Genomic DNA, 14,076 nt, shown 5'->3' on the forward strand with positions numbered 1-14,076 from the left:
ATGCATGATGAGAAAAACCCGATCCTCAATTCTGAGAGGATTTTCTGGGTGTCCCTGACTAAAAGGATAAATCGTTTGGCAAAGAACATTGTCGTGATCGAGGATAATGGCACCGGTTCCGGTGACGCTTTCTCCGAATTCAGCGGCTTGAAGGTCGCACAGCTTCGTACTCTCGCTCAGCAGCTCGGTATTCGTGGATACCTGAAAATGAAGAAGGCTGAGCTTGTGGAAGCGTTAACCCTGCATCAGCGCGGCGGCACCACCGAAGGTGCCGAGGCTGCCTCGACTCAAGAAAGCACGAAAACTTCTAAAAACACCCGCTCAAAGTCGCAAGATTCTCAAGCGCAGGATGAGACTCCGGCACAGAAGCGCGCGCGTAGTCGCAAGGCCGCTAAGGCAGCTTCTGAAGAAGTCGCTAAACCTGATGAGGCTTCCTTAACAAAGAAATCTTCCGAAGAAGCATCTGGCGAGAGTACCGAGACCCCCGAGCACGATGAACGTACCACTCGCCGCACTCGAAATTCACGATCTCGGAAAGACCGTGAAGCTAAGAACGGTCGCGGTCCCCAAGAGGGTAAGAATGCGGATTTGCCTCCCTTAGATGTGAAAGCAGAACTGGCTTCTGAAAGCATCGGTTCGCGTTCTGCACAACGTGATCTTCCCGAGAATTCCGCCGATTTGAAAGCCACAACTTCGGACGGCTCTACTACCCTGGACTCCATTACGGCGGCTCTGGATATGACTTTCGGCTCTGAACCTGAGAAGCCGACTAAACGTACCCGCACACGCGATCGGAATAACCGTCGTAAGGGCGAAGAAGAGGCCGAAGAGCGCACTAGCCGCCGTAACAAGCGTGACCGTTCTGAGAAGAATGAGCGTTCCGAGAAAAACGATCAACGATTCGAAAAACAGAATCAGAATCGTGAGGAGCGCACTAGCCGCCGCAATAAGCGTGACCGCTATGAAAAGAACGATCGTCGTAACCGTCGTGGGGACTCCGATGAGCCTCAGGTGAATGAGGACGACGTACTGGCACCTATTTCCGGTGTCCTCGATATCCTCGATAATTATGCTTTTGTGCGTACCTCCGGCTATCTGCCCGGTCCGAACGATGTCTATGTATCCCTGGCTCAGGTTAAGCGTTACCACATGCGTAAGGGTGACCATATTCTGGGCGCTATTCGCGTGCCGCGCGAGGGAGAACAAAACTCGCGCCAGCGTTTCAACGCGCTTGTGAAGGTAGAGGCTATTAACGGGCAGCCTGTGGAAGAAGCTTCCAGCCGTCGTGAGTTCTCGAAACTTACCCCACTGTATCCCAAGGAACGACTGCGCCTAGAAACCACCCCGAAGAAACTGGGTACCCGTGTTGTTGATCTGGTATCTCCGATCGGTAAAGGTCAACGCGGTCTGATCGTCTCGCCGCCAAAGGCCGGTAAAACCCTTATGTTGCAGTCGATCGCGAACGCTATTACTGCCAACAACCCTGAGGTTTACCTCATGATGGTTTTGGTGGATGAACGCCCTGAAGAAGTAACCGACATGCAGCGCACGGTCTCCGGCGAGGTTATAGCTTCAACCTTCGACCGTCCTGCTGAGGATCACACCACCGTTGCTGAGCTGGCTATCGAACGAGCTAAGCGCATGGTTGAGCTGGGTTACGATGTGGTCGTGCTGCTGGATTCCATGACTCGTCTGGGGCGTGCCTACAACCTGGCGGCTCCTGCCTCCGGTCGTATTCTCTCCGGCGGTGTTGATTCTGCCGCTCTGTACCCGCCGAAGAAATTCTTCGGTGCCGCTCGTAACATCGAAGAAGGTGGCTCGCTTACTATTCTGGCGACGGCTCTGGTAGAGACCGGCTCGAAGATGGATGAAGTTATCTTCGAAGAGTTCAAGGGCACCGGTAATATGGAACTGCGTCTGTCACGTCAGCTCGCGGATAAGCGTATTTTCCCGGCGGTGGATATTAACGCCTCCGGCACACGCCGCGAAGAGAATCTGCTCTCTCCGGACGAAGTTAAGATTATGTGGGGTCTGCGCCGTGCTCTGGCCGGTATGGAACCCGAGCAGGCTCTAAATATTCTTACGAACCAGCTTCGGAAGACTGAGAGCAACGTTGAATTCTTGCTGACCGTTCAGAAGAATGGGCTGCGCCTTGTGGATTAGCAAGGTAACCGTCTCGTAGCGGTTATCGCACAGCATTGTTCGCCCCGTACCGCCCAAAAGATTGTGCGGTACGGGGTGTGCGGTGCCTAGACCCTGTAATAATGAAGTGAAGATATACGCGAGTCCCGAAAATCGGCGCGTATACAAAGGTAAGAGAGCAAAAATGTTTGAGTCTATCCAGGTGCTCCTTGACGAGCACACTGAGCTTCAGGAGCAGCTGGCTGACCCCGCCGTTCAGGCAAATCAGGGGAAGGCTCGCCGCGTGGGGCGGCGTTATGCGGAACTCACCGGTATCGTGACCGCATATAACAAATACAAGTCCTTGGCGGATGACTTAGAAGCGGCGCGTGAAATGGCCTCAGAAGACCCTGAGTTTGCGGCTGAGATTCCTACTCTTGAGGCCGAGCTTGAAGAAGCCCAAGAGAGGCTACGCCGTCTTTTGATCCCTCGTGATCCTGATGATGGTCGCAACGTTATTCTTGAGGTCAAAGCGGGCGCGGGCGGCGATGAGGCGGCTCTCTTCGCGGGTGACCTTTTGCGCATGTATCTGCGTTATGCCGAGCATAAGGGCTGGAAGACTGAGGTTATTTCCTCCACCAGTACCGATGTGGGTGGGTACAAGGATGCCCAGATAGCAATCAAGGGAACCTCCAACGAACCTGCCGAAGGCGTATGGGCACACATGAAATATGAAGGCGGCGTGCACCGAGTTCAGCGTGTTCCCGCGACTGAATCACAGGGGCGCATTCACACGTCGGCTGCGGGCGTGCTCGTATTTCCTGAGGTTGATGAACCCGAAGAGATCGAGATCAGTCAGAACGACCTGAAGATTGATGTTTACCGTTCTTCCGGTCCCGGTGGACAGTCTGTGAATACAACCGACTCTGCCGTGCGTATTACTCACCTTCCTACGGGCATTGTTGTGGCTATGCAGAATGAGAAATCACAGCTGCAGAACCGCGAAGCTGCAATGCGCGTGCTGCGTGCCCGTTTGCTGGCGCATCAGCAGGAGCAGATCGACGCTGAGAACGCCGCGCATCGTGCCTCTCAGGTGCGCACGATGGACCGTTCGGAACGCATACGTACCTACAACTTCCCCGAGAACCGTATTGCCGACCATCGTACCGGATACAAAGCATATAACTTAGACGCGGTTTTGGACGGCGACCTTGATCCAGTCGTGCAGTCTGCCATCGAAATGGATGAGGCTCACCGACTGGAACAGGTTGGCCAAGAGCAGGAATAATCCGAGGCAACGCAGAAGTGACAGGATTACGGGTCACCCCAACAGCACACCGCGGCGAAGGGCTTGATGAAGCCTTGCGCCGCGGTGCTGATGTACTGCGTCACGCCGGGATAGAACAATACCGAGCAGATGCCGAACTTCTTGCCGCATATCTGTTAGGTACTGGCTCTCAAGGCATTAAGCGCGGTAGCTATGGGGAATCCTCAGTAACTCGTGCGGACGTGCAGCGGTTCGCCCTGATGGGGCGTAGGATTACCCCACAAGATTCAGTACGCTATACGGAACTGCTAGAGTGTAGAGCTCAGCGCGTTCCGTTGCAGCATATTACGGGGGTCGCACCTTTTTATCACCTGGAGATAAAGGTAGGTCCGGGTGTTTTTATTCCCCGTCCTGAAACTGAGCTTCTAGTGGAGGAAGCTCTGCGGGTCTTGGCGTCATACGAGTCTAACGCTCGCCCTCGCGTCGTGGATTTATGCACGGGATCCGGGGCAATCGCCGCAGCGATTAAAGAAGAGAATCCTCAAGCAGAAGTTTTTGCGGTTGAACTTTCCGAGCAGGCTCTCCTCTGGGCACGCAAGAATCTTGATCCTCAGAACGTACACCTTATTCCGGGCGATATTCGTACCTCGCTTGAAGATCTGCCCGGATACTTTGACTTGGTGCTTTCAAACCCTCCATATATTCCTCCTCACCGCAAACCCCAGGCTCCTGAAGTCGCCGAGTATGACCCGCAAATGGCGCTTTATGGCGGGGGAGAAGACGGCATGGAAATTCCTCGGGAGGTAATCGCTCGGGCTCACTATCTTTTGCGTCCCGGCGGTTTCTTTATGATGGAGCACGATGATTCACAAGAGACCCGAGTGGCTGAGACATTGGCGGCACAGGGGTTTGTGAGCATATACTCAATCCGAGATTTGAACGGCAAACCCAGACATACCGCAGGATATAAACCCCGGTAGAGAGCGGTATATTCGGGTGTGGCTACTCGCTTATTGCGTAACCTTGTCACGCCATCCACCGCCTCGTACCAAAACATGAGAGAATAAGGCACGTGAACGCAAAGCTGTACCCAGTAACGACTGATACCGAGACCACGGAGGCCGTCGAAGCCGCTCGTGAGGCATTGAATGCCCACGAAACTATCGTGATTCCTACCGATACCGTCTACGGCATCGCCTGTGATGCTTTCTCGCATCAGGGCGTTTCGAAGCTTCTGGCTGATAAAGGCCGTTCCCGTACCATGCCTCCGCCTGTGCTGATATTCGACCTTGCAGCTCTTGCGGGCGTTGCTGACGAAATCCCAAACGATGTATATGATTTGGGCAATAAGTTTTGGCCCGGAGCCCTAACGATTATTCTGTATTCCTATCCATCGCTGACGTGGGATTTGGGCGAAACCCAAGGGACGGTTGCTGTACGTGTTCCTGACGATAAGTTTGCGCTCAAGCTTCTTACCGAGCACGGCCCATTGGCAGTGTCTTCGGCTAACAAGACAGGACAGCCTGCGGCAGCTAATGCCGAAGAAGCGCTTACTCAGCTGGGTAAGGACGTCACGCTTGTTGTGGACGATGGTCCTCGTCCTGCACCACAGGAAGACGGAAGCGTTGGCGAAAGCAAACCGTCCACAATCCTGGACTGTACTTCGACCCCTTATGTTGTGGTTCGTGAAGGTGCTATTACCGTTGAAGAGCTTCGTGAGGTTGTGCCTTCAATCGTGACCCGTAGCGAGCTCAATGCTCGTAACGATGAGAAAGATAAGCAAGAAACCTCCACTCAAGAAGATACTGAGCAGAAACCTACCGGTCAGGAAGACCTTGATGAAGCATATGACCAGTGGGACGCAGAGCATTCCGGCAGCGGCAAAGAACCGGAACGGGCAGCATCACCAGTAGCCGGTTCCATCGCAGACATGCTGTTGGGCGCCGTTAATACCGCAACCTCGCTTGCTGCCGATAAAAAGCCTGAGTTTGATCAAAAACGTTTGCGCGGATACCGCAACAACACACCTCAGCCGGTCAAGACAGCGCAGGCTCCAGTTAAGCCGGTATCGACGGATGCTGCTCGCGCCCTTGTGCACGGCGAGGCGAAATCAGAATCTTAGAGGGCAGATAATTCTCACAAGAAAATACGGCTATTCAAAAACGGTGAGGGAATCGAGATACTAACTCTCGAATCCCTCACCGTCGTTGCTTATGCTGTGTAGAAAAGTGTAAGGGCCTGTAGCTAGGCGTTCTTAAATCGCTTATCTTTCTTTTTACCGAGTGCAGTATGGGCATTGCGCAGCACTTCACGCACTCGCGGCTCGGGTAGAAGACCGTTTTCACGAGCCCAGGAATCGTCGAGTTCTTGTCCAAACCACATGAGCTCAACTTTGCGAACGGAACCTTGGAACCTATCGTTCATCATTTCGGAGACTGTATACCCGGTCTTAACCGCCAGATTGCACAGCCATTCAGGCAGGTGCACGGGCTTGCGGCGACCGGCATCCGCCATGGTAGAGGCTACCGTCTCGCCTTCCCACGGCTGCAGCACAATAGAGGGCAGTTCACCCTTAAAGGAGCCGACTTTAACCACAAATTCAGCCAGTGCATATGAGCTCGATACGGGGGATTTGCGGGTTCCTGCACCTGCTACAGAAGCTAACGGGGAAGAGGCTATTTTGGCGAAGACCTCGGTAGTGCGGCGCCCGCGCCCCTGCACGCTGGTGGCTCGCAGGATGCACAGCTCAACAGGTTCAGAGGTTTCGCCATGCGAGGCCTCGTGGAACGTATCCTGCAAGTCTAAAAGAGTTTCTTCACCCAAGGCTTTTGAAAAGGAGTATGCGCTAAAGGGAGCTGTGTATTCGCTCGCATCAAGAACAGATTTTGCGCCCTGAACTGCTGCCGAACTGAGGTGAATAACTCGGCGTACTCCGGTACGGTGTGCTGCTATAGCGATAACCGCCGGTAACAGAGCATTAGCACCCACTAGCGCAGGTACGTCTTGCATATTGGGGGCAGCAAGACCTGCTGCGTTAACAACAACCTGAGCCCCGGCAAACGCATCCGCTAGGGAGTCGATGATGCCTTCAAGGAGCTGAGCTTCTTCGATAATAGTTCTTGAGTCGAGTGCTCGGGTTGCTAAACGGGGTGCCTCAATGGGATCTACGCTGATTCCTTCGGCATTTAGTCGTGCCACGATGGACGACCCCACGAAGCCACTTGCACCGATAACTTTCCATTTAGACTCGGACACGTCTTTTCACCTTTCTCACCCCAAACTGTTACGGAGTGTGTATTTCAACTTTCGCATATTCGGTGGTGTTTAAGAAACAGAAATAACGTTTTAGAGTAGTACTTCAGGGCAGAAGAGAGCTAAAGCATAGTCGTGGCACAGGAGCACGTGGCGGAACTAACTTTTTGGTCTCTAGTCGAAACTGAAGCTGGAACGTAATGTTTAGCTATAGAGCTTTCGACGGGTAGAATAGCTATCTTGGGATGTCTCATATATCCGTGTGTTTATAGGTCCGCCTGAAAAGTGCGTGCTGGGGGAGGAAGCGTCGATGCCTGATGAGAGCGAAAACTCGGTGAGTGCGCCTGTCTGCGGTGTGGCACAACTCGGTAGGCCGCGTGTTGTAGCGGTTGTTGTGACCTATAATCGTCAAGATTTATTACCCATTACCCTTGCAGGTATCGCCGCAGGGCAGGTTGTGCCGGATGCCGTTGTCGTGGTTGATAACGCCTCTACCGACGGCACGGTCGAGTATCTAAAAAATCTAAGCTATTCGCTTCCGCTCGATATCATCACATTGTCTCAGAATATGGGAGGTGCGGGTGGATTCGCCGTTGGAATCGATCGAGCGTTAGCGCGCCACAATCCAGATCTTGTGTGGGTTATGGATGATGACACTGAACCAACCGAAAACACCCTGCATGAGTCTGTTCAAGCATGGGAATCATATTCGCCGGACCGCAGCCGTCGTCCCGCCTTGATAGCTTCACGGGTTGTGTGGACCAATGGGGAAGACCATCCCATGAATACGATGCGCACTATGTTCGGTGCTGGCTCTGGGCGGCATCGTCGTGCACAAGCGGTGGGGGGTCGGCCTATACGCAGCGCCTCCTTTGTATCTTTGGTGATGGACGCTCAAGTTATTCGTCAGAATGGCGGCCTACCGATTGCGGATTTTTTTATCTGGAATGATGACTTTGAATTTTCGACCCGTCTTGCGCATCACCGAGATGCCATTGCTGTACCCGCCTCGGTGGCTCGTCACCACACGAAAACTTTTGGGACGACGAATGCGAAGCCGGGCCCACGATTTTATAACGATGTTCGCAATAAATTGTGGGTTTTCACGCGAGCCCGTACTCTGAGCCCGCTTGAGAAGTTTTTATATGGCGGGTCGGTAGCAAGACTTTGGGCTTCGACGGTTCTGCGTACGGACGAAAAATCTATCTACTTGGGGTATTTCCTGAGGGGCATCAAGGATGCGCTGCATGCCCCTCGCCTTAATCGTGATGTGCTTCGCGAAGTGTACGACCTTGAATTTCCGGGGCATTATGGCGCTCAAAAAAATTGTGGTTCCTTCGGCGCACCACATTCTCAGGCAGAGTTCTCTGTTCTGATGAGTGTTTACGCTCGGGAATCTGCTGATCATGTGGAGGCGGCTATTGCCTCGAACGCTCAGCATCAGACCCTTCGGCCTGCTGAACTGGTTTTGGTTCAGGATGGTCCGTTGCCTTCTGAAGTGCGTGCGGTCATTGACCGTTGGGTCGAACGTAGCAGGGCGGGGGAATGCGCTCCTATCGTCACAGTCAAGCTGCCTCAGAACGTGGGTCTTGCCGCTGCACTCAACGAGGGGCTGAATGCTTGTTCTTACGGCATCGTTGCCCGTGCGGACTCTGACGATATTTCGGAGTCAGACCGATTTGCAACCCTAATTCCGGCGCTTATCGAGAGCGACTGTGCGGTGATGGGCTCTGCCATGTACGAAGTTGATGCACAGAATACCACATTAGAGGCTACCCGCCAGACGGTAACTGATGCATCTCGGTTGGCTGACATGATGCCTTCGCGCAATCCCCTGTACCACCCAACGGTGGCTTTCTACAAAGACGTTGTTCAGCGTTTAGGAGGGTATGAATATGTACCCGGGGCCGAAGACTGGTGGCTGTGGTCGCGGGTTATCTCAGCCGGTTATAAGATTGGTAATGTGCCTGAGCCATTAGTCCGTTATCGTGCGGGTGCAGGTGCCTACACACGGCGGGGCGGACTTAACGCCTGGAAACAGGATTGGGCGATTCAACGTCGACTATATACCGGGCACGCGATCTCAAAGCTCGGGTGGATTAAGAATATGAGCGTTCGAACGGCGTACCGGTTTATTCCGGAGAGTACGCGCCGTAAGGCATTTCGAGCGCTCACCGATATACGGCCTAGTAGGAACGTAGAGAATAGTTTGCAGGGGAAGGACGCATAAGTGGAGAACTATCCCACGACTCAACCGATTGCGGTGGTGGATCGCCAACGCCCCTACACCCCTAAAAGCTGGTGGCTTCTCGTTCAGATTGCACTAGATTCCGTAGCCTGGATTATAGGGCTCGTCATCGCGTTTATGCTGCGGTACAGCCTGCTTCTGAACCAGAACTCTGTCTTTGATGTGATTGATCTTCAAAGCGTGGCGCTCAGTATGGGGTTTGCGATTATTCTGCAAATTCTTGTGGGCTACGGTATGAAGGTGTACCGCGGCCTGTATTCTTACGGTTCTTTCGAGGAAGTCTGGCGTGCGGGCGCAACCGTAGGTATCGTCTCGGTGGCGCTTTTCCTCTTCAGCTACGTAGACGAAGCTCTCGGACTAGTACATGTGCCTCATGGTGTGCCGCCTATTTCGGTGGGTATTACATTGCTATTCATGGCGGCGATGCGCATGGTTAAGCGTATTTATGTTGAGCATAAGACTTTGCGTAATCTTGATGGTGAGCCTGTTATCGTCTATGGCGCCGGGTTTACAGGTCGCACAGTTATCGAAGCTCTTATGCATGATGACTCTGCATATATGCGACCTGTTGCGGTAGTGGACGATAACCCTCAGCTACGCGGTATTAACATTCATAATGTGCCGGTTTATAACACCGGTAAAGAACTGGATGCGGTCATCAGGCGCTATGCCCCTAAAAAAATGATCGTCGCTATCACCAACATGCCGCATGATCGTTTCGACAGGGTCTGGGCACGCATGCAAAAACACGGAGTCGAAGTAACTCGTGTAGCGAGCGCCAGCGAAAAGCTCTTCGGCAACAATGTGGTAGAAACCGACGATAACGAGCTCATGAAGCTTATCCGCGGTGAAATCAACTACGATGTCGATACTGAAGTTTTGCGCAGCTACCTTCAAGGTAAGCGGGTCTTGGTGACCGGTGCAGGAGGATCTATTGGTTCTGAGCTATGCCGTCAGATCCACGAATACGACCCTGAGCTGCTCATGATGCTCGATCGTGACGAAACCCTGCTGATGGAAACAAAGCTCTCGATCACTGGCGAGTCCAGCCTGGATGATGAGCGTATTATTCTCGCGGATATTCGTGAGGGAGAAAACCTGCGTAATATCTTCCTTGAACGAAAACCGCAGGTGGTTTTCCACGCCGCAGCTTTGAAGCATGTTTCTGCACTGGAGGCATACCCTGAGGAAGCATGGAAAACAAATTCGCTGGGCACCCTTAACGTTCTATATGCTGCGCAAGCGGCGGATGTTGAAACGTTTGTGAATGTTTCAACTGATAAAGCGGCAGACCCTAAGACCGCTTTGGGGCAGTCAAAACGAACCGCTGAATGCTTAACCTCGTGGTTTGGACAGCAGACGGGGAAGACTTATGTATCGGTTCGATTCGGTAACGTTTTTGGCTCGCGCGGCTCTATCAAACCTCTGTTTACGCAGCAGATTCTCAACGGCGGTCCCATTACACTTACTGATGAGAACGCTACCCGATACTTTATGCTCATCACGGATGCTTGCCTGCTGGTGATGCTGGCAGGGGCTATTGGTCATCCGGGTGAAGTTATGGTGCTTGATATGGGTGAGCCTGTATTTATCTACGATGTTGCACATGAGATGCGTAAAGCCTATGAACGTTACGATGTTGATATTGTAGTGACCGGTCTGCGTCCTGGCGAAAAATTGGATGAAACCCTCTTTGGTGCTAATGAGCAACACACTCGAAGCACTCAAAACAAGTTTATTTCTCACTCGACGGCACCAGCTCTCAATCCTGAGGATTTGGATTATGAGCAGTGGATTCAGAATTATGAAGCGCATCGTTCTTATGAGCGTCATGGATTTACCCGCGTAGTAGATCCGCGTCAGGGTCGTCTTCTGGAAGAACACAGGGACTGAATATTGAACGATGAAATTTTGCCCCGTTAACGTCTACATAGGCGTGTACTACGTGATGAATTCGTCTTGTAGAACCAGCAGCGGGGAAGTAGAATCCCAAATTACACCCTGTTACGAGGTTTTACCGTCTAGAGGAGAGACATGAACCAGGCATCTCTGGTGCTTATACTAGCGTTTGTGTTAGGAGCGCTTCTGCCTTTTGCGGTACGCCCCCTGTTGCACGCGCTAAATATGGTTGATATACCCAATGAGCGTTCCTCGCATACGATTCCGACGTACCGGGGCATGGGGCTGGCAACCGCTAGCGCTACCTGTTTGAGCTTCGCGGTCGCTACCCTCATGGGGTGGACTGTAAATCTCCCCATCTCGTTAACTTTTTTGGCAGGCGGCGGTCTTGCTTTGCTTTTGGGATGGACCGAAGATGTCTATGGGGTCAGCGTTGCCAAGCGTGCCGGGATGCAGCTTGTTATAGGACTCGGTATTGCACTTTCTCTCGCTATTATTCAAGAGGCATCATTGCTGTGGGTTCCTGTAGCGGGGCTCTTTATTGCGGGGTATATAAACGTTACAAACTTTATGGACGGCATCAACGGTATCTCCGGATGCCATGGGCTGGTGGCTGGGCTTGCCTACGCCTATATGGGTGGCGTAAGTAGTTTGCCGTGGATGACGATAGGTGGTCTGGCAGTTGCAGGTGCCTATACGGCTTTCCTACCTTGGAATTTACGCATGGGTCACAATGTTTTCTTAGGTGATGCTGGTTCTTACTTTCTAGGTGCCTCTCTTGGAACAATTGCCGTTGGTGCTTTCTATGCTGGAATTCCGTTCCTTGCGTCGATAGCCCCGCTTCTGGTTTATCTTGCAGATTCTGCGATGACTCTTATACGTCGTATGGCTGCTGGGGAGCAGTGGTACAAACCGCATCGAACCCATGTGTATCAGCGTCTGACTGACGTCGGATTGGGACATATCAGCGCAACAATTATGGTGAGTTCTGCGACTGCGATTGTATGGGCTTTTGTACTCTTTGCCTCAGATCTTTTCCTAACAGGTGCCTTTTTTGCTGGTGTTGGCGTTCTTGCCCTTGCTGTAGCCGTCATTGTTTTATACCTGCGACTTCCCGAACTACTGGATACGCGTCTGCAGCCTGCCGAGCAAGGGCACTCTAATTCCAAGCAGAATATTGCAGATCTGAACACAGAGACGCATCCTATGAGCGAGCGGAAGTCTGAAGGTTCACAGGAGTGAAACAACGGCGGCTAAATTCGATTCGGAGGGCTCTGTGGAACCCAAAATTTATCTATGGTATAGGTAAGAAAGACAATAAGCAAAATAGGGTGCAAGGCTTTTCCTGGGGGCTTTTAGCCTATCGCGAGACCGTAATGTCTGCACTGGTTTTAGTTCTTTGTTTACCGATTCTGGGAATCATATTGGGCATTCGCGGGTCGGCGGGATTTATGGTTGGGTTTCTGGTAGTCTATATATGTTTCACCATGGGCGTAGCAACTGCTTTGGGGGCACACCGTATAAAGATTGGGATTCCTCAGGCTTTGCTTGTAAGTTATGTGGTGAAGGTGTTACTCATGGCGATGGTGCTTTTACTAGTACCTATGCCAGAGGCACTTAAACACGGTTGGACGCTTGGTGGTGCCGTCATAGGAGCGGTACTGTGGTTAAGTGTCGAGGCTGTAACCATTATGAATTCAAGGATTTTGTACTTCGATCCTGAGTCTTAGCACACACAAAGGCTTACTCAGAAGTAGATAGGGAAATTTTTGACCGATTCTGAGAAGAAATGGTGGGACGGAGATAAGAAACTCCGTACCACAGGAGAACTGGTATCCGGCGGTGGATTATCCGGCGGCGTGATGTCTGTTTTGTATCTTATTATCGGCATGGCTTTTTGGGGATTGGTCGGCTTTGGAGCTGACTGGCTCCTCAATACCCGGTGGTTTGTATGGGTTGGTGTTCTGATAGGTGCTTGCGGAGGCATCTACCTGGTATATCTGCATACGAGTCGCTCTAAATAAATAGCCTAAAAATTTTAGGTTTTGCACACATTCCATCCAGTTAGTTGAGCATAGTTTTGCACCAGCAAGTAGCCAGCTAACGGCAAGAAAGGACTTGCTTTGAACGAGAACGGGTCTGTACTCGCAGAAGGCTATACGCCGCCGACACCGGCCGATATGCATCTGCCTGACTTCTTCCAGGTTGATTCTCTTGGGTTCGGCTTTGGTAAACAGATGCTGCTCGTCATCCTGTCTGTCGTAGTCGTTTCCCTATTCTTTATGATGGCTGCACGCAAGCGTGCAATGGTTCCGGGTAAAGCCCAGTTCATTGCAGAATCAGGCTATCTCTTCACCCGTAATTCACTTGGCAAAGACCTGATTGGCGCACAGCATTTCAAGCCTTTCGTGCCCCTGCTCTTTACTTCTTTCTTCTTTATTCTGATTAATAACCTTTACGGTTCAATTCCCCTTATTCAACTTCCTTCTTTTTCTCACCCAGGCAGTGCATATGCATTGGCTATCGTCGGCTACCTTACCTGGGTCGGTGTAGGTATCAAGCGCAAGGGACTGGTTGGATTTTTTAAAGATCTGACGATGCCCTCCGGAGTTCCGGGGTGGGTGTACGTTATTTTGGTGCCGATTGAGTTCCTCTCGAACCTTATTATTCGTCCCGTGACCCACGCGCTTCGTCTTTTCGCTACGATGTTCGGCGGTCACATGGCAATGATGGTGGCAGCATCCCTAACTCAGTTCCTAGTGATGAGCGTCGGCGGGGCTGCAGCTTTGGGCGGTATCGCCTCTGGGGCGTTGGGTCTATTCCTCTACTTCCTGGAACTGATGATTCAGGTAATCCAGGCTTATGTCTTCACACTGCTCCTCGCGGTATACCTGCAAGGGTCGGTTTCCGAAGGACACTAAAATATAGGTTTTCGTAACTGGCTATCTAGTTGCGAAGAAAGCAACCCGTTTTACGGGTCGAATACACATAAGTAGCTCTGTAACTTCGGTATTTTCACTGAAGCACACACTGTTGAAAGGAATCAACATGAACGTTATTGGTTACGGCCTCGCAGCTATTGGTGGCGGCATCGGCGTGGGTCTAATCTTCGCTGCCTACATGACGAGCGTTGCGCGTCAGCCCGAGTCCCAGCGTACCCTGCAGCCGATGCTGTTCATGGGTTTCGCGGTGGTTGAGGCTCTGGCGATTCTGGGTCTCGTTCTGGCCTTCATCATCTAAGCTCAGATATAGCTGTTAACGAACCAACCTAAAGAACAGGAAATCCCTC

General features: G+C 52.0%; 12 protein-coding genes. 11 read left to right on the forward strand and 1 reads right to left on the reverse strand.

Annotated elements, in window-relative coordinates:
- Positions 1 to 75 precede the first annotated feature (75 nt).
- The 4 genes from rho to HMPREF2804_RS05790 all read left to right on the forward strand — a co-directional run bounded on the left by rho (position 76) and on the right by HMPREF2804_RS05790 (position 5,510).
- Positions 76 to 2,163: a transcription termination factor Rho gene (rho, locus tag HMPREF2804_RS05775; RefSeq protein WP_070449527.1), complete on the forward strand. Its 2,088-nt coding sequence runs from the start codon at positions 76 to 78 to the stop codon at positions 2,161 to 2,163.
- Positions 2,164 to 2,326: 163 nt separating this feature from the next.
- A complete protein-coding gene (gene prfA / locus HMPREF2804_RS05780) occupies positions 2,327 to 3,409 on the forward strand; it encodes a peptide chain release factor 1 (RefSeq protein WP_048754816.1) in 1,083 nt (360 codons plus the stop codon).
- Between the two features lie 17 nt (positions 3,410 to 3,426).
- Entirely contained in the window at positions 3,427 to 4,368 is a 942-nt protein-coding gene (gene prmC, locus HMPREF2804_RS05785; RefSeq protein WP_070449530.1) for a peptide chain release factor N(5)-glutamine methyltransferase, read from the forward strand.
- Between the two features lie 92 nt (positions 4,369 to 4,460).
- Positions 4,461 to 5,510, forward strand: a complete 1,050-nt coding sequence (locus tag HMPREF2804_RS05790; protein WP_070449534.1) for an L-threonylcarbamoyladenylate synthase — start codon at positions 4,461 to 4,463, stop codon at positions 5,508 to 5,510.
- 122 nt (positions 5,511 to 5,632) lie between these two features.
- Here the strand turns inward: HMPREF2804_RS05790 and HMPREF2804_RS05795 are convergent, their stop codons facing one another.
- Positions 5,633 to 6,643 carry an NAD-dependent epimerase/dehydratase family protein gene (locus tag HMPREF2804_RS05795; RefSeq protein WP_070449536.1) on the reverse strand — a complete coding sequence of 337 codons (1,011 nt, stop codon included), beginning with the start codon at positions 6,641 to 6,643 and terminating at the stop codon, positions 5,633 to 5,635.
- Between the two features lie 307 nt (positions 6,644 to 6,950).
- Here HMPREF2804_RS05795 and HMPREF2804_RS05800 point away from each other — a divergent pair, with 307 nt between their 5' ends.
- The 7 genes from HMPREF2804_RS05800 to atpE all read left to right on the forward strand — a co-directional run bounded on the left by HMPREF2804_RS05800 (position 6,951) and on the right by atpE (position 14,027).
- Positions 6,951 to 8,870 carry a glycosyltransferase gene (locus HMPREF2804_RS05800; protein ID WP_246822619.1) on the forward strand — a complete coding sequence of 640 codons (1,920 nt, stop codon included), beginning with the start codon at positions 6,951 to 6,953 and terminating at the stop codon, positions 8,868 to 8,870.
- Positions 8,871 to 10,781 (forward strand): polysaccharide biosynthesis protein, encoded by a 1,911-nt coding sequence (locus HMPREF2804_RS05805; RefSeq protein ID WP_048754813.1) that lies wholly within the window; start codon positions 8,871 to 8,873, stop codon positions 10,779 to 10,781.
- Positions 10,782 to 10,922: 141 nt separating this feature from the next.
- The gene (locus HMPREF2804_RS05810; RefSeq protein ID WP_048754812.1) at positions 10,923 to 12,029 is read left to right on the forward strand and encodes an MraY family glycosyltransferase; all 1,107 of its coding nucleotides are present in this window, start codon (positions 10,923 to 10,925) and stop codon (positions 12,027 to 12,029) included.
- A gap of 134 nt (positions 12,030 to 12,163) precedes the next feature.
- A complete protein-coding gene (locus tag HMPREF2804_RS05815) occupies positions 12,164 to 12,517 on the forward strand; it encodes a hypothetical protein (RefSeq protein WP_239664734.1) in 354 nt (117 codons plus the stop codon).
- Between the two features lie 39 nt (positions 12,518 to 12,556).
- A complete protein-coding gene (locus HMPREF2804_RS05820) occupies positions 12,557 to 12,811 on the forward strand; it encodes a DUF2339 domain-containing protein (protein ID WP_048751857.1) in 255 nt (84 codons plus the stop codon).
- A 99-nt stretch (positions 12,812 to 12,910) separates the two neighbouring features.
- A complete protein-coding gene (atpB, locus tag HMPREF2804_RS05825; protein ID WP_004004435.1) occupies positions 12,911 to 13,708 on the forward strand; it encodes a F0F1 ATP synthase subunit A in 798 nt (265 codons plus the stop codon).
- Between the two features lie 112 nt (positions 13,709 to 13,820).
- On the forward strand, positions 13,821 to 14,027 hold the full coding sequence (gene atpE / locus HMPREF2804_RS05830) for an ATP synthase F0 subunit C (RefSeq protein WP_274378571.1): 207 nt from the start codon (positions 13,821 to 13,823) through the stop codon (positions 14,025 to 14,027).
- Positions 14,028 to 14,076: the final 49 nt, after the last annotated feature.

The organism is Rothia sp. HMSC065G12 (assembly GCF_001811455.1).
Taxonomy (GTDB): Bacteria; Actinomycetota; Actinomycetes; order Actinomycetales; family Micrococcaceae; genus Rothia; species Rothia dentocariosa.